This window comes from Burkholderia sp. Ac-20349 (assembly GCF_017104865.1).
Lineage (GTDB): Bacteria > Pseudomonadota > Gammaproteobacteria > Burkholderiales > Burkholderiaceae > Burkholderia > Burkholderia aenigmatica.
In genome coordinates this window covers 59,332-79,483 of the sequence record NZ_JAAGPM010000018.1, presented here as the reverse complement: position 1 = coordinate 79,483, position 20,152 = coordinate 59,332, and the positions used below count along the sequence as shown (strand labels likewise).

The window sequence follows — 20,152 nt, the reverse complement described above, 5'->3', positions numbered from 1 at the left end:
TTGCCTGATGACCATAGCGAGTCGGTCCCACCCCTTCCCATCCCGAACAGGACCGTGAAACGACTCTACGCCGATGATAGTGCGGATTCCCGTGTGAAAGTAGGTAATCGTCAGGCTCCCTAAGCCAAGAACCCCCGCCCGAAAGGCGGGGGTTTTTGCATTTCGGCGACGGAAACGCGAGCGTGCGGGGGAAGGGCATTGCACTCATTGCACATCACCGCGCCCAAGCGCACCCAATCGCAGCGCCCGGTTTCCAAAAAGCCGATATCCTTCGCGATCCTTGGGTCAATCGATCCTATCTCCGCTCAAAGCTGCAATTCCTTCATCTCCGTGTATCGGTTGGCGCCGTCGTGCAGCGTCGATAGCGAACACCGGATTGGCCATGCAAGTCTCCCCCACGGAAGACACACGGAACCACCGAAACTCCCCTCGCATCCTCCAATCCCATTTCGGCCGGATAACTCAGAATCCGCACGAAATGAACGCTTTATTCGGCGTGTCCACGTAAAATTTGCGAATCCCCATCTCTGCATTCAAAACGATGAACGCCGCCATTCAGGTAGCCCGGGCCGTTTGCCCGCATGATTGTCCGGACACGTGCGCAATGCGTGTGACTGTCGAAAACGGCAAGGCGATCAAGGTCACGGGCGATCCCGACCATCCGCCGACGCAAGGTGTGTTGTGCACGAAAGTCAGCCGATACGCCGATCGCGTTCATCACCCCGACCGCCTCACCGTCCCGCTCAAGCGCATCGGCGCGAAAGGGGAAGGGCGTTTCGTACCGATCAGCTGGGACGAGGCATTCGATGAGATCGGCCGCCGTCTCGGTGAAATCGCGACGCGTGCACCGGAAGCGATCCTGCCGTACAGCTATGCGGGGACGATGGGGCTCGTGCAGGGGGAGGGCATCGCCCAGCGGTTCTTTCACAAGCTCGGCGCATCGCGGCTCGAGCGCACGATCTGCGCGGCGGCTGGCGCAGCGGGGTTGCGTTACACCTATGGTGGCAGTCTCGGCATGCACCTTGAGCACTTCGAGGAAAGCGAGCTGATTCTGATTTGGGGCGCGAACCCGATCGCGTCGAGCCTGCACTTCTGGACGCGTGCGCAGGAAGCGAAGCGCCGAGGCGCTCGTCTGGTCGCCATCGATCCGTACCGTTCGCTGACGGCGGAAAAGTGCCATCAGCATATCGCGTTGAAACCAGGCACCGATGGCGCGTTCGCGCTCGGCATGATGCACGTACTGATTAACGAAGATCTGCTCGATCGCGACTACATTGCCAGCCATACACTCGGCTTCGATGCGCTCAAGGAGCGGGCGATGTCCTATCCGCCGGAACGCGTTGCGCAGATCTGCGGTATCGATGCGTCGGAGCTGGTCGACCTTGCGCGTCGCTACGGCGCTACCCGCAAGGCATCGATCCGCCTCAACTATGGCATGCAGCGCGTCCGCGGCGGTGGCAACGCCGTACGCGCGATCGCCAGTCTGCCGGCGTTGACGGGGGCCTGGCGGGATCGGGCCGGCGGGCTGTTGCTCTCGTCGTCGGAATCCGCGCCGGTCAACCAGGCGGCGCTGCTGCGCCCGGACTTGATGCCGGGCTGGCCGCACACGCTGCCGCGCATCGTCAACATGAACGCGATTGGCGATGCGCTGTTGCACCCGGGCGATGGAAGCTTCGGGCCGAAAGTCGAAGCAGTGATCGTGTACAACTCGAATCCGGTGGCCGTCGCGCCGGACTCTTCGAAGGTTGCCGCAGGGTTCGCGCGTGACGATCTGTTCACGGTCGTTCTCGAGCATTTCAAGACAGATACCGTCGATTTCGCCGACATTGTGTTGCCGGCGACCACGCAGCTCGAGCATCTGGACATCCACAAATCGTACGGCCACACCTACGTGATGGCGAACCTGCCGTCGATTCCCCCGGTGGGAGACGCACGGCCGAATACGGAGATCTTCCGCGGCATCGCGCGCAGCATGGGGCTCGACGAGCCCGCGCTTTATCACAGCGACGACGAGGTCGCGCGCGCGGCGCTCCGCTGGGACGATCCGGTGCTCGACAGCGACTGGGACACGCTGAAGCGCGATGGCTGGCTGAAGCTCAAGCTGCCGGAGGCGCCGTTCGCGGAGGGCGGGTTCCGTACGCCATCCGGCAAGTGCGAGTTCTACAGCCCGCGGCTCGAGCAGATGGGTGTGGATCCCGTGCCCGACTACCTGCCGCCGTTCGAATCGGCCGAGGCCGCGCCCGAGCTTGCCGCGCGCTATCCGCTCGCGATGATTTCGCCGCCGGCCCGCCACTTCCTGAACAGCACGTTCGTGAACGTCGACAGCCTGCGTCACACCGAAGGCGAGCCGCATCTCGACATCCACCCGTCCGACGCCGAGGCGCGCGGCATCACCGAGGGCGACGTCGTACGGATCTTCAACGACCGTGGATCGATGCAGGCGCTCGCGAGAATTACCGATCGCGCACGTGCCGGACTCGTCGTCGGGCTGTCGATCTGGTGGAAGAAGCTGTCACCGGACGGCCGGAACGCAAACGAGGTGACGAGCCAGGCGTTGACCGATCTTGGTAATTCGGCGACGTTTTACGATTGCCTTGTGGAAGTTGAGCGCATTTGATCGAATATCCCCGTATGATCAGACGATTTTCCACAGAAGTTCGAAGTGGACATCTAACCCTGTTGTCTCGGGACGAGCGAGCCGTTACGATGCGTTTTAGCACGACCATTCGAAAATCTGTGAGGAGACGCGCAGTATGGACAAAATTTGGCTGAAATCGTACCCACCCGGCGTTCCAGCCGAAATTGACGCGTCTCCTTATCCCTCTGTCCCGGACCTGCTCGACGAAAGCTTCCGGCAGTATCGCGACCGCACCGCGTTCGTCTGCATGGGCAAGGGCATCACGTACGGCGAACTCGACAAGCTGTCGCGCCAGTTCGGCGCATGGCTGCAATCGCGCGGGCTCGCGCGCGGTGCACGCGTCGCGATCATGATGCCCAACGTGCTGCAGTATCCCGTGGCGATCGCCGCGGTCCTGCGCGCGGGCTACACCGTCGTCAACGTCAATCCGCTCTATACGCCGCGCGAGCTCGAACATCAGCTGAAGGACAGCGGTGCGGAGGCGATCGTCATCCTCGAGAATTTTGCGTCGACGCTACAGGCCGTCATCGCGAAAACGGGCGTCAAGCACGTCGTCGTCGCATCGATGGGCGATCTGCTGGGCATCAAGGGCTGGCTCGTCAACTACGTCGTGCGCAACGTGAAGAAGATGGTGCCTGCCTGGCAGCTGCCGTCGTTCACGCGCTTCAAGGCCGCGCTGTCGGAAGGCGCGCGGCAGGCATTCAAGGCGCAGAAGATCGGCCCCGACGACGTTGCGTTCCTGCAATACACGGGCGGTACGACCGGCGTGGCGAAGGGGGCGACGCTGCTGCACCGGAACATCGTGTCGAACGTGCTGCAGGCGGGCGCCTGGCACCATCCGGCTCATGAGAAGTACCCGGAGGTGAAACAGTTCGTGACGGTAGTCGCGCTGCCGCTGTATCACGTGTTCGCGCTGACCGTCTGCGGCTTCCTGACGATGCGTACCGGCGGCATGGGTATCCTGATCCCGAACCCGCGCGACATCGCCGGCATGATCAAGGAGCTGAAGGGCTACCAGATCTCGACGATCCCGGCGGTCAACACGCTGTACAACGCGCTGCTGAACCACCCGGAATTCAATCAGCTCGACCTGTCGAAGCTCGTGATCGCCAACGGCGGCGGCATGGCGATCCAGGAAGGCGTCGCGAAGCGCTGGTATGAAAAGACCCATACGGCGATCATCGAAGGCTACGGGCTGTCCGAAACGTCGCCGGTGGCGACCTGCAACCCCGTGACGGCGACCGAATACAGCGGGACGATCGGCCTGCCGCTGCCGTCGACCGAAGTGGCGATTCGCGACGACGCCGGCAACGACGTCGCGCTCGGCGAACCCGGCGAGATCTGCATCCGCGGGCCGCAGGTGATGGCCGGCTACTGGAACCGGCCGGACGAGACCGCGAAGGTCATGTTCGCGGACGGTTTCTTCAAGACGGGCGACGTCGGCGTGATGGATGCGCGAGGTTACGTGAAGATCGTCGACCGGAAGAAGGACATGATTCTGGTATCGGGCTTCAACGTGTATCCGAACGAAGTCGAGGACGTGGTGGCGTCGCATCCGGGTGTGTTCGAGGTGGCGGCTGTCGGCGTGCCCGACGAGCATTCCGGCGAAGCCGTGAAGCTGTTCATCGTGAAGAAGGACCCGGCGCTCACCGACAAGGACATCCTCGCCTACTGCAAGGAGCGGCTCACCGGCTACAAGCGGCCGAAGCTGGTCGAGTTCCGGACGGAACTGCCGAAAACGAACGTCGGCAAGATCCTGCGACGCGAACTGCGCGACGGACGCGCGTAACGGCGCAGTCGATCGAATGGAAAAGCCCGGCTTCTGCCGGGCTTTTTTGTTTGCGGCGCGGCCCCGAAGAGGCTGTTTCGGAGCGAGGCTGCTTCCGGAATGGGCCGGTGGCGGCAGCCGTGCATGTCGACGCCGCAGACGGCGCAGCGCCCGCGTCACGAGCGCGTGGTGGCCGGTGCAGCCGCGCTTTCGCTGCGCGGTTGCACCGGAAAAGAAAAAGGCGCCCGAAGGCGCCTTCAATATGCTGCGGCTTGCTGGGCAAGCTGATTAGAACTTGTGACGGATACCGACGCGCGCTGCGACCTGGTTGCTGCTGCTCGAGCCTGCGAGACCGTTGATCGCTGCCGTTGCCTTCAGGACGTTGCCGTCCGCGTCGAGTACGCTGCCCGATGCGTGCTGATACACGCCGATCACGTAGACATCGGTACGCTTCGACAGGAAGTAGTCGACGCCCAGCGAACCCTGGTGGTACTTGGCTGCCGAGTTGCCGTCGATCTTGCTGCCTTGCGTGTAGTCGTACGCTGCGCCGAGAATCAGCGCCGGGGTCAGCTGATACTTGAAGTTGATTTCGCCGTTGTTGAACGTCGCGGTCTGGTTCACGAACGGGCCTGCCGAGAAGCCCTTGAACTTCGTGTTCGAGTACGTCGCGCCGATCGTCGCTGCGCCGAACGTGTAGGCGCCGCCCGCACCGATGACCTGGTACGTGTTCGCGTTGTTCGCGTATGCGCCGTAGATCGGCGACGACACCGACGAAGACGCGGAGCCGTTGTTGAACATGCCGCCGAACTGGTTCGGCGTACGTGCGTTCAAGTAACCGACGCCCAACACCAGCGGGCCGTTGTTGTAGCCTGCGCCGAGCGACCAGACCTGGTTCTTCGCGAACTGGCCGGCTTGACCGCCGAAGCTGTACATGCCGCCGAACGAGAAGCCGCCGTAGGTCGCGCTCGTGAACTTGACCGCGTTGTTCACACGGTACGCGTTGTTGAAGTTGTCCAGGTCGCCCGGGTGAGCAGCGATGTAGCCGCCCCACTGGTCGCCTGCCTCGAGCGGGCCGACGAAGTCGACGACGGAGTCGTATTGACGACCCAGCGTGACCGTACCGTACTGGCTCGACAGGCCGACATAAGCCTGACGACCGAACATCAGGCCGCCCTGACCGAGCTTGCCGCTGTTCACGTCGAAACCGTTTTCGAGGGTGAAGATCGCCTTCAGGCCGCCACCGAGGTCTTCGGTGCCGCGCATGCCGAAGCGGCTGCCTTGCATCACGCCGCTTGCCATGCTGTACAGGTGCTTGCCGCCTGCGTTGTTGTTGAAGAGCAGGCCTTCATCGATGATGCCGTAAAGCGTCACGCTGCTTTGCGCATGGGCAGCGCCAGCGAACGCGCCCAGCGCGACGAGCGCGAGAAGCGACTTTTTCATTAACGGATCTCCAAAATTCACTGAATTATTCTGGCGGGGCAGATAGTTATGTTCTGTTGACGGGCCCCATCAACTTCGCAAGAAGTCGGACGTAATGTAGCAAAACCGTTTTTTGCCACAAAGCGAAATGCCGCAGCTCAAGGCCGCCATGTTTCCTTTATGCAACAATGGTTAAAATCACGGGTTAACCGCAATTTCCGCTGAATAATCAAGTCGGTTACGCAGCGGACTCGTGCCCTTGCCGCTCGCGGCAGCACCTGCAGCCAGGAGAACAGGATGGTGTTTGATGAACTGATCAGCGAATTCGATCGCGGCCTGCGATCGCTGACCGGCATTAGCCGGATGAGCCGCCCGGTGCCCGCACCGGCCGAGGCGCCGGCCGTCGAACTGACGCCTGCGGAGCGCACGCATGCCGCCGGGCTGATGCGCGTGAACCACGTCGGCGAGGTCTGCGCGCAGGCGCTCTACCAGGCGCAGAAACTCACCGCGCGCACGGCGTCGGCGAAGGCGATGTTCGAAGAGGCCGCGCGGGAGGAGGAGGACCACCTCGCGTGGACCGCGCACCGCCTGAAAGAGCTCGACTCGCGTCCGAGCCTGCTGAACCCGCTCTGGTATGCGGGTTCGCTCGCGATCGGCGTGGCCGCCGGCGCGCTCGGCGACAAGGTCAGCCTCGGTTTCATGGCCGAGACCGAGCGCCAGGTCGAGAGCCATCTCGAAGGTCATATGTCCGAGCTGCCGGCGGCCGATACTGCGTCGCGCGCGATCGTCGACCAGATGCGTATCGACGAAGTGAAACACGGCAAGGCGGCGGCCGACGCCGGCGGAATCGAGTTGCCGCTACCCGCGCGGATGCTGATGCGCGCGGCGTCGAAAGTCATGACGAGCACTGCGTACTATCTGTGAGATTCGCACCGGGGCGACGTGGGACGCCGCCCCGGTTTCCCGCCCCTGATACCGCCCGTTTATTCCTCGTTTTCCCGCCCCCGAAAGCCCCGTCCGCACACCCCTCTGGCCCGTCTTTCTCACGTATCACCTTCACAAGTTGCACTAGCTCGTTCATTTATAACGGTTTTTGGTATGAGGGGCCGCATGAGCATGTGCGCGTAAGTCCTTGTTCTAACTAACAAAATTCGTCAAAAAAGCGGGCCGCTCCCTTGACCGTGCCACACCCTTCCTCTAAAGTGGGAGACAGTGTGAGAAAGTGTATTTTTGTGTGATTTGGCGGGCTATTCCGGCTAAATTCTCAGCATGGAGCGGGTGCTTCGGTGCCCTGAACGGGAGAGCGGAAAGTGTTCCAAGGGGCGTCGGCGCTGACGCTCGATGCGAAAGGGCGGATGTCGGTGCCGGCTCGCTATCGCGAAGCGCTGCAAGGACAGGCAGAAGGACGGGTGACTGTGACCAAGCACCCGGACGGCTGCCTGTTGCTGTTTCCGCGCCCCGAATGGGAAGTATTCCGCGCCAAGATCGCCGCGCTGCCGATGGACGCGCACTGGTGGCGGCGCATTTTTCTCGGCAATGCGATGGATGTCGATCTCGACAGCGCCGGCCGGATTCTCGTATCGCCCGAGCTGCGCATGGCAGCCGGACTGGAAAAGGAAGTCATGTTGTTGGGAATGGGTAGTCACTTCGAGCTGTGGGATTCGCAGACCTACAACGCGAAGGAGCAGGCAGCGATGGCGCAGGGCATGCCCGACGCGCTGAAGAATTTCACGTTCTGATTGCGGTGACGGAGACGCCCGCGATGGGAAACGAATTGCAGCATCGGACCGTGTTGTTGGACGAAGCGGTCGAATCGCTCGTGACGCGACCGGACGGCATCTATGTCGACGGTACGTTCGGACGCGGCGGCCATAGCCGCGCGGTGCTCGCGCGGCTGGCGGCGGCCGGGCGGCTGATCGCGTTCGACAAGGATCCGAGGGCGATCGAGACGGCGCAGGGCATCGAGGATGCGCGCTTCTCGATCGTGCATGACAGCTTTGCATCGATGCGCGACGCGCTTGCGGCGCGCGGCGTCGAGAAGGTGTCGGGTGTGTTGCTTGACCTGGGCGTGTCCTCGCCGCAGGTGGACGATCCGGCGCGTGGCTTCAGCTTCCGCGCCGATGGTCCGCTGGACATGCGGATGGATCCGACGCGCGGCGAGTCGGCGGCGGAATGGCTCGCACGGGCTTCGGTGCAGGAATTGACGGAGGTGATACGGGATTATGGGGAAGAACGGTTTGCTTTTCAGATTGCAAAGGCGCTTGTTGCTCGCCGGGCAGAGTCCGACCGTCTTGGGCCTCTCGACACCACGGGCGAGCTTGCCCAAATCGTGGGTCACGTCGTCAAAACCCGTGAGAAGGGCAAGGATCCGGCAACCCGCACCTTTCAGGCTATACGGATTCACGTCAATCAAGAGCTTGCGGACCTGCAAGTCGTACTAGACGCGGCACTGTCGTTGCTGGAGCAAGGGGGGCGGCTGGTGGTCATCAGCTTTCATTCACTCGAGGACCGGATCGTCAAGCGATTCATGCAGGCGCACGCGAGTGCGCCTGCGGTCGATCGTCGCCTGCCGATCCGCGCCGTCGATCTCCCGAGCCCGCCGCTCAAGATCATCAGCCGCCAGTTTCCGAGTGAAGCGGAAGTCGCTGCGAATCCGCGCGCCCGCTCGGCCGTGATGCGCATCGCGGAGCGCGTCACGCCATGAGCCGCTTCAATATCTTCCTGCTGATCATCGTGATGGGGTGCGCGCTGTCGGTCGTCAATTCGACGAACCAGCAGCGCCAGATCTTCATCCAGCTGCAGCGTGCGCAGTCGCAGGAGCGTCAGCTCCAGCAGGACTACGCGCAGCTGCAATATCAGCAGAGCGCGCTGTCGAAGACCTCACGCATCGAGCAGCTTGCGAACGACTCGCTGAAGATGCAGCCGATCACGACCGGCCGCACGCAATACCTGACGCTGCCGCCGGGCGCCGCGAAGGCGATCGATGCGCCGATCCCGGCTTCCGCGGACACGTCTGGCAAGGGCAAGGGAGGCGCGCGATGAAGCCGTCCCAGAAACGCCAGAACGTGAAGTTCTCGTCGAGCCCCGTGCTGGGCGTGCATCTGCCGATGTGGCGCTCGAAGTTCGTCGTGTTCCTGCTGTTCATGGCGTTCGTCGCGCTGGCCGCACGTGCGTTCTGGATCCAGGGGCCCGGCAACGCGTTCTATCGGAAGCAGGGCGAAAGCCGCTACCAGCGCACGATCGATCTGCCGGCGACGCGCGGCAAGATCCTCGACCGTAACGGGCTCGTGCTCGCGACGAGCCTGCCCGTGCGCGCGATCTGGGCCATTCCCGACGCGGTGCCGGACGATCTCGACGCCGACAAGGTCAACCAGCTCGGCAAGCTCCTCGGCATGACGTCGAAGGAACTGCGCGTGAAGCTGTCGGAAGACAAGGGTTTCGTCTACGTCAAGCGTCAGGTGCCGATCGACGTCGCCGACAAGGTCGCCGCGCTCGACATTCCCGGTATCTATCAGCGCAACGAATACAAGCGCTTCTATCCGGAAGGCGAGATCACCGCTCACCTGATCGGCTTCACGAACGTCGAGGACGAAGGGCAGGAGGGCGTCGAACTGGGCGACCAGAAGATGCTGTCCGGCACGTCCGGCGTGCGTCGCGTGATCAAGGACCGGATGGGGCACATCGTCGAGGACGTCGCCGAGCAGATCCCGCCGCACAACGGCACCGACGTCGACCTGTCGATCGACAGCAAGATCCAGTACATCGCGTACGCGAACCTGAAGGCCGCCGTCGAGAAGTTCAAGGCGAAGGCCGGCGCGGCGATGGTCGTCGACGTGCGCACCGGCGAGGTGCTCGCGCTCGTCAACTACCCGACGTACAACCCGAACGACCGCTCGCGCATGACGGGCGAGCAGTTGCGCAACCGGATCATGACCGACGTGTTCGAGCCGGGCTCGATCATGAAGCCGTTTACGGTGTCGCTCGCGCTCGACCTGCACCGCGTGACGCCGAACACGCTCGTCGAGACGGGCAACGGGCACTTCGTGCTCGACGGCGCGCCGATCACCGACGACGCGGGTTTCGGCACGCTGACGGTCGGCGGCGTGATCCAGAAGTCGAGCAACATCGGCGCGACGAAGATCGCGATGACGATGCGGCCCGAGGAAATGTGGAATATGTATACGAGCATCGGCCTCGGCCAGGCGCCGAAGGTCGGGTTCCCGGGTGCGGTGGCCGGCCGCCTGCGTCCATGGAAGAGCTGGCGTCGCATCGAACAGGCGACGATGTCGTACGGCTACGGCCTGTCGGTGTCGCTGTTCCAGCTCGCGCGCGCCTACACGGCGATCGCGCATGACGGCGAGCTGATGCCCGTGACCATTTTCAAGACCGACCCCAATCAGCCGGTCGTGGGTACGCAGGTGTTCAACCCGACCACCGCGCGCGAAGTGCGTGCGATGCTCGAGACGGTGGTGGCGCCGGGCGGCACGTCGCCGGATGCAGCCGTGCCGGGCTATCGCGTCGGCGGCAAGAGCGGTACCGCGTACAAGCACGAAGGTCACGGCTACACGCGCAAGTACCGCGCGTCGTTCGTCGGGATGGCGCCGATGCCGAATCCGCGCATCGTCGTCGCGGTATCGGTCGACGAGCCGACCGCGGGCAGCCACTTCGGCGGCCAGGTGTCCGGCCCCGTATTCTCGGCGATCGCCGGCGACACGATGCGTGCGCTGAACGTGCCGCCGAACATGCCGATCAAGCAGCTCGTCGTGTCTGACGATTCGCCGGCAGCACCTTCCGCAACGGGGCCGCAAAAGCTGGCCGCAGGGGGCGGTGCGAAGCATATGATCGTGTCCAGCACGACGCGTAATTCACCAGGAGTTGTTCGATGAGCGCCGCTCGCAGTTCCCATCCGGCGCATCAGCAGATCGCAGCCGCGCTTGCGTGGCTGCGTCAGCATGTGGCCCCCGCCGCGCAACTGCATGCCGACACGCGCAGCCTCAAGGCTGGCGACGTGTTTGTCGCGTATGCAGTCGACGGGGCCGACAATCGTGCCTTCATCGTCGACGCCGTCGCGCGCGGTGCGGCTGCCGTGCTGTATCAGCCGGAAGGGCTGGGCGCGGCGCCGGCGGTGCCCGTCGCACTGGCCGTGCCGGCGCTCGACCAGCTCGCCGGCGAGATCGCCAGCGGCTGGTACGGCGATCCGAGCGACAGCCTGCTCGCGGTGGGTGTGACCGGCACGAACGGCAAGACCTCGTGCACGCAATGGATCGCCACCGCGCTGACGGCGCTGCACCAGCCGTGCGCGGTGATCGGCACGCTCGGCACCGGGATGCCCGGCCAGCTCGTGCCGACGGGTTTCACGACCCCCGACGCGCCGCAACTGCAGCGCAGCCTCGCGCAGTTGCGCGACGCGGGCGCGAAGGCGGTGGCGATGGAAGTGTCGTCGCACGCGCTGCACCAGGGGCGCGTGAACGGTACGGCCTTCGACATCGCGGTGTTTACGAACCTCACGCAGGATCACCTCGACTATCACGGCACGTTCGATGCATACGAGGCCGCGAAGGCGAAGCTGTTCGCATGGCGCGGCCTGCGCGCGGCGGTCGTCAATCGCGACGATGCAGCCGGCCAGCGCCTGCTCGAGAAACTGGCCGGCCGCGTACGCACGATCGCGTACGGGATCGGCGATGCACCGGTGCCCGACGCCGATCGCGAACTGGTCGCGATCGACGTGCGTGCCACCGCGACCGGCACGGCGTTCCGCCTGCGTTCGTCGTGGGGCGATGCCGACGTCGAGGTCGGCACGCTCGGCACGTTCAACGTCAGCAACCTGCTTGCCGTGCTCGGCTCGCTGCTCGCGGCCGACGTGCCGTTCGACGCGGCGCTCGCCGAGATCGCGCGGCTCGAGTCCGTCAACGGCCGGATGCAGCGGCTCGGCGGCCGGCTGCAGAACGACGAACCGCTCGTCGTGATCGACTACGCCCATACGCCCGACGCGCTCGAAAAGACGCTCGACGCGCTGCGCCCGATTGCTGCGGCGCGCGGCGGCCGGCTCGTCTGCATGTTCGGTTGCGGCGGCGATCGCGATGCGACGAAGCGCCCGCTGATGGGCGCGATCGCGGAGCGGCTCGCCGATGAGGCCGTCGTCACGAGCGACAACCCGCGCAGCGAGGATCCGCAGCGCATCATCGATCAGGTCGTCGCGGGCATGACCGCCCCCGATCACGCCCGCCGTATCGAGGATCGCGCGAGCGCGATCCTGCAGGCCGTGCGCGGCGCGGCACGCGAGGATGTCGTCGTGCTGGCCGGCAAGGGCCACGAGGCCACGCAGGAAATCATGGGCAAGAAACGCACGTTCTCCGACCAGGATCACGCGCGGCTTGCGCTGGCAGCGCGCGCGACGCACGGCAAGGGAGGCGCCGAATGACGATGCTCAGTCTCGGCGAAGCCGTTCGCCTGATTCCCGGCGCAACCGTCCACGGCGACGCGAGTGTCACGTTCGATCGCGTGTCGACGGACAGCCGCACGGCCGGTCCCGGCGACCTGTTCGTCGCGCTGAAAGGCGAGCGCTTCGACGCGCACGACTTCCTCGGCGATGTCGCTGCGCGCGGTGCGACAGCGGCGCTCGTCGCGCACGTGCCGGCGGGCGTCACGATGCCGGCGATCGAGGGCGGCGAAACGCGTGCCGCACTCGGCGCACTCGCACACGGCTGGCGCAAACGATTCGCGCTGCCGCTCGTCGCGGTGACGGGCAGCAACGGCAAGACGACCGTCAAGGAAATGATCGCGTCGATCTTCGCGGCGGCGGTCGGCGCCGACGCGCGGCTCGCGACGGCCGGCAACCTGAACAACGACGTCGGCCTGCCGCTGACGCTGCTGCGCCTGTCGGCCGCGCATCGTCTCGCGGTGATCGAGATCGGGATGAACCACCCGGGCGAGACCGAAGTCCTCGCGCGCCTCACGGCGCCGACGGTCGCGCTCGTCAACAACGCGCAGCGCGAGCACCAGGAGTTCATGGCGACGGTCGAAGCCGTTGCGCTCGAGCACGCGGCCGTGATTCACGCGCTGCCGCCGGACGGCGTTGCGGTGTTCCCGGCCGACGACGCGTATGCGGGCATCTGGCGCGTCGCGGCGACCGGCAACCGGATCCTCGATTTCGCGCTGCACGACGCCGAACGGCAGAACGACGCACAGGTCACGGGCCGTCTGCACGGCGGCGAACTCGCGATCGACACGCCCGCGGGCGCCGTCACGGTGCGGCTGCGCGCGCTCGGCGAGCACAACGCGCGCAACGCGCTGGCTGCCACGGCCGCGGCGCTGGGCGCCGGCGTTGCGCTGTCGGCGATCAAGCAGGGCCTCGAATCGTTCGAGCCGGTCAAGGGCCGGCTGCAGGTGAAACAGGCGATCGCAGGCAGCCTCGCGGGTGCCACGGTCGTCGACGATACGTACAACGCGAATCCCGATTCGATGCGTGCCGCGATCGACGTGCTCGCCGCACAACCGGCGCCGCGCGTGCTGGTGATCGGCGATATGGGCGAGGTCGGCGACGAAGGGCCGGCCTTCCATCGCGAGGTCGGTGCCTACGCGCGCGAGCGCGGGATCGATGCGCTGTTCGCGCTCGGCGATGCGTCGCGCGATGCCTGCACGGCGTACGGCGACACGGCTCGCCATTTCGGCGACGTCGGCGCGCTGGTCGGCGCACTGCTCGCGGCGGGCTACGGCGCGCAGGCGACGCTGCTCGTGAAGGGCTCGCGGTACATGAAGATGGAGCGCGTGGTCGACGCGCTGACGAACCAACCCGCAGCGGGCACGGCGCCCGCTGCACACTGAGTAGAAGGAAGGAAGCATGCTGCTGGCGCTGGCGCAATGGCTGCAAGGAGACGCAAGCTTTTTGCGCTTGTTCACGTACCTCACGTTCCGTGCGGTGATGGCCACCATCACCGCGCTCGGGATCGGGCTCGTGTGCGGACCGTGGGTGATCCGCAAGCTGACGCAAATGAAGGTCGGCCAGGCCGTGCGCAAGGACGGCCCGCAGACGCACCTCGTCAAGTCCGGCACGCCGACGATGGGCGGCGTGCTGATCCTGATCGGCATCGCGGTCGCGACGCTGCTGTGGGGCGACCTGACGAACCGTTTCATCTGGATCGTGATGCTCGTCACGTTCGGTTTCGGCGTGATCGGCTGGGTCGACGATTACCGCAAGGTCGTCCACAAGGACCCGCGCGGGATGTCGTCGCGCGAGAAGTATTTCTGGCAGTCGGTGATCGGGCTGTTCGCGGCCGTCTACCTCGCGTTCAGCGTGTCCGAGGCGAACAACGTGCGCGTGTTCGACCTGTTCATGGCATGGGTGCGGAGCGGCCTGTCGATGGGGCTGCCGGCGCGTGCCGACCTGATGCTGCCGTTCCTGAAGTCGATCAGCTATCCGCTCGGCGTCTGGGGCTTCATCGTGCTGACCTATTTCGTGATCGTCGGCGCGAGTAACGCGGTGAACCTGACGGACGGCCTCGACGGCCTCGTGATCATGCCGGTCGTGCTGGTCGGCGCGTCGCTGGGTGTGTTCGCGTACGTGATGGGCAGCGCGGTCTATTCAAAATACCTGCTGTTCCCGCACATTCCGGGCGCGGGCGAATTGCTGATCTTCTGTTCCGCGATGGGTGGGGCAGGGCTCGCGTTCCTCTGGTACAACACGCACCCCGCGCAGGTGTTCATGGGCGATGTCGGCGCGCTGGCGCTCGGCGGCGCGCTCGGCACGGTCGCGGTGATCGTGCGCCAGGAAATCGTGCTGTTCATCATGGGCGGCATCTTCGTTGCGGAAACGTTGTCGGTGATGCTGCAGGTGTCGTGGTTCAAGTACACGAAGAAGCGCTATGGCGAAGGACGGCGTCTGCTGAAGATGGCGCCGCTGCATCACCATTTCGAATTGTCCGGCTGGAAGGAAACGCAGGTGGTCGTGCGTTTCTGGATCATCACGCTGATGCTGTGCCTGTTCGGTCTGACCACCCTCAAGCTGCGGTAAAGGAAAGGTAACAAGGATGTCTGGCGAGATGTTTGGAGATCGGCAACGGCCGATGGTGCTCGTACTGGGGCTCGGGGAATCGGGTCTCGCGATCGCGCGATGGTGCGCGAGGCACGGGTGCCGGCTGCGTATTGCCGATACCCGCGAGGCGCCGCCGAACCTTGCCGCGCTGCAGGCCGAAGGCATCGATGCGGAATTCGTCGGCGGGGCGTTCACGCCCGCGCTGCTTGACGGCGGCGTCGAGCTCGTCGGGCTGAGCCCGGGGCTGTCGCCGCTCGAACCGGCACTCGCGGCGCTGGTCGCGGCCGCGAACGAGCAGGGCGTCGCGGTGTGGGGCGAGCTGGAATTCTTCGCGCAGGCGCTGCGCGCGCTCGGCACGAGCGGTTACCAGCCGAAGGTGCTCGCGATCACGGGCACCAACGGCAAGACCACGACGACGAGCCTTACCGGCCTGCTGTGCCAGCGCTCGGGCAAGAAGGTCGCCGTCGCGGGCAACATCAGCCCCGCGATGCTCGACCGGCTCGCCGGTGCGATCGACGAAACCGCGCTGCCCGACGTGTGGGTGCTCGAACTGTCGAGCTTCCAGCTCGAGACCGCGCGCACGTTCGCGCCCGATGCGGCCGCGATCCTCAACATCACGCAGGACCACCTCGACTGGCACGGCAGCTTCGACGCATACGCGCAGGCAAAGGGCCGGATCTTCGGCGCGACGACGACGCGCGTGCTGAACCGCGACGATGCGGCCGTGATGAAGTTCGCGCCGGCAGCCGGCGCGGCCGATGCGCCGCGCACGGTCACGTTCGGCCTGAACGAACCGGTGCAGGACGGCGATTACGGGCTGTCGCGCGACAACGGTATCGCGTGGCTGGTCGAAGCCGTCGATCGCGACGCGCCGGACGAAGTCGCGACGACGACCCGCCGGCGCAAGCGCGACGCCGCGCATACGCCGGACATCGCGCAGAAGCGCCTGATGCCGGCCGACGCGCTGCGCATCCGCGGGCTGCACAACGCGGCGAATGCGCTGGCCGCATTCGCGCTCGCACGCGCGATCGACCTGCCGGCCGCGCCGCTGCTGCACGCGCTGCGCGAATACCGCGGCGAGGCGCATCGCGTCGAAGTGATCGCGACGATCGACGACGTGGATTATGTCGACGACAGCAAGGGCACCAACGTCGGCGCGACGGTTGCCGCGCTCGACGGGCTCGCGCAGAAGATCGTGCTGATCGCTGGCGGCGACGGCAAGGGGCAGGACTTCGCGCCGCTGGTCGCGCCGGTCGCGCGCTGGTGCCGTGCGGTGATGCTGATCGGCCGTGACGCACCGGCGATTCGCGACACGCTCGCCGAAACGGGCGTGCCGCTCGCCGACCACGCGACGCTCGAAGGCGCGGTGCATGCGGCGGCCGACCTCGCCGAACCGGGCGATGCAGTGTTGCTGTCGCCCGCCTGCGCGAGCCTCGACATGTTCAGGAACTACGCCCATCGCGCGGATGTATTCCGCGCGGCGGTCGACGAAATCGCCATCGACAAAGGAGCGACGCCATGAGCTGGTCCGATCGCCTCGTCTCCCGTTTCAACGATCGTCGCGACACCGGCGGCAATGCCGCGGGCGGCCGCGTCGCGTCGGCCACGCGTGCCGCGACGGGCGGCCTCGCGAGCGTCGTCAACGGCGTGCGCCCGAGCCGTTCGCGGATGCTCGACTTCGACTATTCGCTGCTGTGGGTCGCGATCGCGCTGCTCGGGCTCGGCGTCGTGATGGTGTACTCGGCGTCGATCGCGATGCCCGATTCGCCGAAATACGCGTCGTATCACGATTACGCGTTCCTGATGCGTCACTGCATCTCGCTCGTCGTCGCGTTCATCGCGGCGGTGATCGCATTCCGCGTCCCGGTGTCGACGTGGGATAAATACGCGCCGCATCTCTTCCTGATCGCGCTCGTCGGCCTCGTGATCGTGCTGATTCCGCACATCGGCAAGGGCGTGAACGGTGCGCGCCGCTGGATTCCGCTCGGCATCACGAACATGCAGCCGTCGGAAATCATGAAGCTCGCGGTGACGATCTACGCGGCGAACTACACGGTGCGCAAGCAGGAATACATGCAGAGCTTCGCCAAGGGCTTCCTGCCGATGGCGTTCGCGGTCGGCCTGGTCGGTGCGCTGCTGCTGCTCGAGCCGGACATGGGCGCGTTCATGGTGGTCGCGGCGATCGCGATGGGCGTGCTGTTCCTCGGCGGCGTGAACGGCAAGCTGTTCGGCGGCCTCGTCGCGACGGCGGTCGGCACCTTCACGATGCTGGTGTGGCTGTCGCCGTGGCGTCGCGAGCGGATCTTCGCGTACCTCGATCCGTGGGACGAGCGCTACGCGCAGGGCAAGGCGTACCAGCTCACGCACTCGCTGATCGCGTTCGGCCGCGGCGAGTGGTTCGGCGTCGGTCTTGGCGGCAGCGTCGAGAAGCTGAACTACCTGCCGGAAGCGCATACCGACTTCATCCTCGCGGTGATCGGCGAAGAGCTCGGTTTCGTCGGCGTGCTGGTCGTGATCCTGCTGTTCTACTGGATCGTGCGCCGCTCGTTCGAGATCGGCCGCCAGGCGCTCGCACTCGATCGCACGTTCGCGGGCCTGACCGCGAAGGGCATCGGCATCTGGTTCGGCGCGCAGACCTTCATCAACATGGGCGTGAACCTCGGGCTGCTGCCGACCAAGGGCCTGACGCTGCCGCTCGTGAGCTACGGCGGCTCGGGCATCTTGCTGAACTGCGTCGCGCTCGCGGTGCTGCTGCGGGTCGACTACGAAAACCGGGTGCTGATGCGCGGAGGGAAGGTATGACCGCGTCGCAACGCACGCTGATGGTGATGGCAGGCGGCACCGGGGGCCACGTGTTCCCGGGGCTCGCGGTCGCGCACCGGATGGAAGCGGCGGGCTGGCGCGTCGTATGGCTCGGCAATCCGGCCGGGATGGAAGCGACGCTCGTGCCGAAGCACGGCATTCCGATGGAATACGTGCGCTTCGGCGGGCTGCGCGGCAAGGGCCTGAAGACCAAGCTGACGCTGCCGTTCAACCTGCTGCGCGCATGCGGTCAGAGCCTTGCCGCGCTGCGCCGCGTACGGCCCGACGTCGTACTCGGGATGGGCGGCTACATCACGTTCCCGGCGGGCGTGATGACCGCGCTGTCGGGGCGCCCGCTCGTGCTGCATGAACAGAATTCGATCGCGGGCCTGACGAACAAGGTGCTCGCGAAAATCGCGAAACGCGTACTCGTCGCGTTCCCCGGCGCACTGCCGCACGCGGAATGGACGGGCAACCCGATTCGCGCGGAACTTGCGCGCACGGAAGCGCCCAAAGCACGCTATGCAGCGCGCAGCGGCCCGCTGAACGTGCTGGTCGTTGGCGGCAGCCTCGGTGCGGCCGCGTTGAACGAAGTCGTGCCGCGCGCGCTGGCGATGCTGACGCCCGGCGAACGCCCGCGCATCGTGCATCAGGCTGGCGCGAAGCATATCGAAGCATTGAAGACGAATTACGAAGCGGCCGGTTTCGCGGCCGGCGAAGACGTGCGGCTCGTGCCGTTCATCGACGACATGGCGGCCGCGTATGCGGCGGCGGATCTCGTGATCTGCCGGTCGGGAGCGATGACGGTGTCGGAGATCGCGGCGGTGGGCGTGGCGGCGCTGTTCGTGCCGTTCCCGTACGCGGTCGACGATCACCAGACGACCAACGCAGCGTTCCTCGCCGATGCGGGCGGGGCGGTATTGGTGCAACAACGCGACCTGTCGGCGGAACTGCTCGCCGACTGGCTGCGCGGCCAGTCGCGGGCATCGCTCGCGGACATGGCGGAACGTTCGCGCTCGCTGGCGAAGCCCGAGGCCACCGACGAAGTCGCGCGCGTGTGCGCGAAGGCGGCTGGCGCGAACCTGGAACAACTGCAATGAAACACATCGTCAAACACATTCATTTCGTCGGCATCGGCGGCGCGGGCATGAGCGGCATCGCCGAAGTGCTCGTCAACCTCGGTTACGAGGTCAGCGGTTCGGACCTGTCGCGCAACGCGGTGACCGATCGTCTCCAGGCGCTCGGCGCACGGATCGCGATCGGCCACGACGCGGCGAACATCGAGGGCGCGAACGCGGTCGTCGTGTCGACGGCCGTGCGTTCGGACAACCCGGAAGTGCTGGCCGCGCGCGCGCAGCGCGTGCCGATCGTGCAGCGTGCGGTGATGCTGGCCGAGCTGATGCGCCTGAAGCAGGGCATCGCGATCGCCGGCACGCACGGCAAGACCACGACGACGAGCCTCGTCGCGAGCGTGCTCGCGGCGGGCGGGCTCGATCCGACCTTCGTGATCGGCGGCCGGCTGATCAGCGCCGGCGCGAACGCGCGGCTCGGCACGGGCGATTTCATCGTCGCCGAGGCCGACGAGTCGGACGCGTCGTTCCTGAACCTGTATCCGGTGATCGAAGTCATCACGAACATCGATGCCGACCACATGGACACCTACGGCCACGATTTCGCGCGGCTCAAGCAGGCGTTCATCGAATTCACGCAGCGCCTGCCGTTCTACGGCAGCGCGGTCGTGTGCGTCGACGATCCGAACGTGCGGCAGATCATCCCGTTCATCTCGAAGCCGGTCGTGCGCTACGGCCTGTCGCCGGACGCGCAGGTGCGCGCGGAAGACATCGACGCGCGCGACGGCCGCATGCATTTCACGGTGATTCGCGAAGGGCGCGCGCCGCTCGCGATCGTGCTGAACCTGCCGGGCCTGCACAACGTGCAGAACGCGCTCGCGGCGATCGCGATCGCGACCGATCTCGGCGTGACGGACGAGGCGATCCAGCAGGCGCTCGCGGAATTCAACGGCGTCGGCCGGCGCTTCCAGCGCTACGGCGAGGTGCCGACCGCGGACGGCGGCCAGTACACGCTGATCGACGACTACGGCCATCACCCGGTCGAGATGGCCGCGACGATCGCGGCCGCGCGCGGCGCGTTCCCGGGCCGCCGCCTCGTGCTGGCGTTCCAGCCGCACCGCTACACGCGTACGCGCGATTGCTTCGACGATTTCGTCAACGTGCTGTCGACGGTCGACGCGCTGGTGCTGACGGAAGTCTACGCGGCCGGCGAGGCGGCGATCTCGACCGCCAACGGCGAAGCGCTGTCGCGTGCGTTGCGCGCGGTAGGAAAGGTTGACCCGGTGTTCGTCGCGACGGTCGACGACGTGCCGGACGCATTGGCGAAGGTCGCGCAGAACGGCGACGTGGTGATCACGATGGGTGCGGGTTCGATCGGCGGCGTGCCGGCGAAGGTCGCGCAGCACACTCAACAGAAGGCATGA

General features: G+C 65.8%; 15 protein-coding genes and 1 rRNA gene. 15 read left to right on the top strand and 1 reads right to left on the bottom strand.

The window, feature by feature from the left end; genetic code table 11:
- The first annotated feature begins 3 nt into the window (after nt 1-3).
- From rrf to G3N61_RS09635, 3 genes are all read left to right on the top strand, one after another.
- Nucleotides 4-116, top strand: a 5S ribosomal RNA gene (gene rrf / locus G3N61_RS09645).
- A 425-nt stretch (nt 117-541) separates the two neighbouring features.
- Nucleotides 542-2,617, top strand: a complete 2,076-nt coding sequence (locus G3N61_RS09640) for a molybdopterin oxidoreductase family protein (RefSeq protein WP_205822277.1) — start codon at nt 542-544, stop codon at nt 2,615-2,617.
- Nucleotides 2,618-2,753: 136 nt separating this feature from the next.
- Complete coding sequence (locus tag G3N61_RS09635) at nt 2,754-4,427, top strand: long-chain fatty acid--CoA ligase (protein ID WP_043191508.1); 1,674 nt, start codon at nt 2,754-2,756, stop codon at nt 4,425-4,427.
- A gap of 267 nt (nt 4,428-4,694) precedes the next feature.
- Here G3N61_RS09635 and G3N61_RS09630 read toward each other — a convergent pair whose 3' ends face one another.
- Nucleotides 4,695-5,846 (bottom strand): porin, encoded by a 1,152-nt coding sequence (locus tag G3N61_RS09630; protein WP_043191506.1) that lies wholly within the window; start codon nt 5,844-5,846, stop codon nt 4,695-4,697.
- Nucleotides 5,847-6,122: 276 nt separating this feature from the next.
- Here G3N61_RS09630 and coq7 point away from each other — a divergent pair, with 276 nt between their 5' ends.
- The 12 genes from coq7 to murC all read left to right on the top strand — a co-directional run bounded on the left by coq7 (nt 6,123) and on the right by murC (nt 20,152).
- The gene (gene coq7 / locus G3N61_RS09625) at nt 6,123-6,749 is read left to right on the top strand and encodes a 2-polyprenyl-3-methyl-6-methoxy-1,4-benzoquinone monooxygenase (RefSeq protein ID WP_027788457.1); all 627 of its coding nucleotides are present in this window, start codon (nt 6,123-6,125) and stop codon (nt 6,747-6,749) included.
- Between the two features lie 386 nt (nt 6,750-7,135).
- Nucleotides 7,136-7,564 (top strand): division/cell wall cluster transcriptional repressor MraZ, encoded by a 429-nt coding sequence (mraZ, locus tag G3N61_RS09620; RefSeq protein ID WP_006487094.1) that lies wholly within the window; start codon nt 7,136-7,138, stop codon nt 7,562-7,564.
- 23 nt (nt 7,565-7,587) lie between these two features.
- Nucleotides 7,588-8,529 carry a 16S rRNA (cytosine(1402)-N(4))-methyltransferase RsmH gene (gene rsmH, locus G3N61_RS09615; protein ID WP_043191501.1) on the top strand — a complete coding sequence of 314 codons (942 nt, stop codon included), beginning with the start codon at nt 7,588-7,590 and terminating at the stop codon, nt 8,527-8,529.
- The gene (gene ftsL, locus G3N61_RS09610; RefSeq protein ID WP_043191499.1) at nt 8,526-8,867 is read left to right on the top strand and encodes a cell division protein FtsL; all 342 of its coding nucleotides are present in this window, start codon (nt 8,526-8,528) and stop codon (nt 8,865-8,867) included. The genes rsmH and ftsL overlap by 4 nt, the downstream gene beginning before the upstream one ends.
- The gene (locus G3N61_RS09605) at nt 8,864-10,711 is read left to right on the top strand and encodes a penicillin-binding protein 2 (RefSeq protein ID WP_205822276.1); all 1,848 of its coding nucleotides are present in this window, start codon (nt 8,864-8,866) and stop codon (nt 10,709-10,711) included. The genes ftsL and G3N61_RS09605 overlap by 4 nt, the downstream gene beginning before the upstream one ends.
- Nucleotides 10,708-12,246 (top strand): UDP-N-acetylmuramoyl-L-alanyl-D-glutamate--2,6-diaminopimelate ligase, encoded by a 1,539-nt coding sequence (locus G3N61_RS09600; protein WP_205822275.1) that lies wholly within the window; start codon nt 10,708-10,710, stop codon nt 12,244-12,246. Before G3N61_RS09605 ends, G3N61_RS09600 begins: the two co-directional genes overlap by 4 nt.
- Nucleotides 12,243-13,649: a UDP-N-acetylmuramoyl-tripeptide--D-alanyl-D-alanine ligase gene (murF, locus tag G3N61_RS09595; RefSeq protein ID WP_205822274.1), complete on the top strand. Its 1,407-nt coding sequence runs from the start codon at nt 12,243-12,245 to the stop codon at nt 13,647-13,649. The genes G3N61_RS09600 and murF overlap by 4 nt, the downstream gene beginning before the upstream one ends.
- 16 nt (nt 13,650-13,665) lie before the next feature.
- On the top strand, nt 13,666-14,835 hold the full coding sequence (gene mraY, locus G3N61_RS09590; protein WP_006477019.1) for a phospho-N-acetylmuramoyl-pentapeptide-transferase: 1,170 nt from the start codon (nt 13,666-13,668) through the stop codon (nt 14,833-14,835).
- 28 nt (nt 14,836-14,863) lie between these two features.
- A complete protein-coding gene (gene murD, locus G3N61_RS09585; protein WP_043191487.1) occupies nt 14,864-16,378 on the top strand; it encodes a UDP-N-acetylmuramoyl-L-alanine--D-glutamate ligase in 1,515 nt (504 codons plus the stop codon).
- Nucleotides 16,375-17,658: a putative lipid II flippase FtsW gene (gene ftsW, locus G3N61_RS09580; RefSeq protein ID WP_043191485.1), complete on the top strand. Its 1,284-nt coding sequence runs from the start codon at nt 16,375-16,377 to the stop codon at nt 17,656-17,658. Before murD ends, ftsW begins: the two co-directional genes overlap by 4 nt.
- Nucleotides 17,655-18,758 (top strand): undecaprenyldiphospho-muramoylpentapeptide beta-N-acetylglucosaminyltransferase, encoded by a 1,104-nt coding sequence (gene murG / locus G3N61_RS09575; protein ID WP_089449853.1) that lies wholly within the window; start codon nt 17,655-17,657, stop codon nt 18,756-18,758. The genes ftsW and murG overlap by 4 nt, the downstream gene beginning before the upstream one ends.
- Nucleotides 18,755-20,152 carry a UDP-N-acetylmuramate--L-alanine ligase gene (gene murC, locus G3N61_RS09570; RefSeq protein WP_205822273.1) on the top strand — a complete coding sequence of 466 codons (1,398 nt, stop codon included), beginning with the start codon at nt 18,755-18,757 and terminating at the stop codon, nt 20,150-20,152. The genes murG and murC overlap by 4 nt, the downstream gene beginning before the upstream one ends.